Here is a 672-nt window from a genome sequence, read left to right on the forward strand (position 1 = left end):
GCCTGACATTGAATGTCGATAGCAATCGCATCGCCTCGTGGAGCGGAGCTGGGCAATTCCGAAACTTTGGGCATGACCCAACCGGCAACGTGCAAAGTGAGTCGCGCAGCGATGGAAGCCGTACGTACGGATACGATGCCTTCAATCGGCTGACCGCGGTCTACGTCAATGGATCTCTCGTTGGCGATTACCGCAACAATGCCCTTAATCAGCGTGCCTATCGAGGGGCGGCGGGAGGTACCGGCACTGGCTATGTCTACGCCCCGAGCGGCCAGTTGCTCTACGAAGTCGGGCCACAGTCGAGCAACTACGTGTGGATCGGTGGCGAGCTGCTCGGCGTGATGCGAAGTGGACAGTTCTACGCGAGCCACAACGATTCCCTGGGTCGGCCCGAGGTGCTGAGCGACGCCAGCCAGCAAGTGGTTTGGAGGGCCACGAACGCAGCCTTCGATCGGAGCGTTGCCGTCGACAACATCGGGGGACTTAACGTCGGCTTCCCGGGTCAGTACTTCGATCCGGAGACCGGGCTTTGGCAGAACTGGCATCGGTACTATGACGCTCAGTTGGGGCGGTATCTGCAAAGCGATCCAATTGGTCTGAAGGGCGGCGTCAACACCTACAGCTATGTTGGAGGTAATCCTCTCAATGGCGTTGATCCGCTCGGCCTCGCGA

General features: G+C 59.5%; 1 protein-coding gene. It reads left to right on the forward strand.

All coding sequences use genetic code 11. The features are described from left to right. Positions 1-672: RHS repeat-associated core domain-containing protein (locus AC1D12_RS34765; RefSeq protein WP_477845593.1), on the forward strand; the 672-nt coding region annotated here is incomplete at both ends.

The sequence above is a fragment of the Rhizobacter sp. P1_G5 genome (assembly GCF_056405435.1).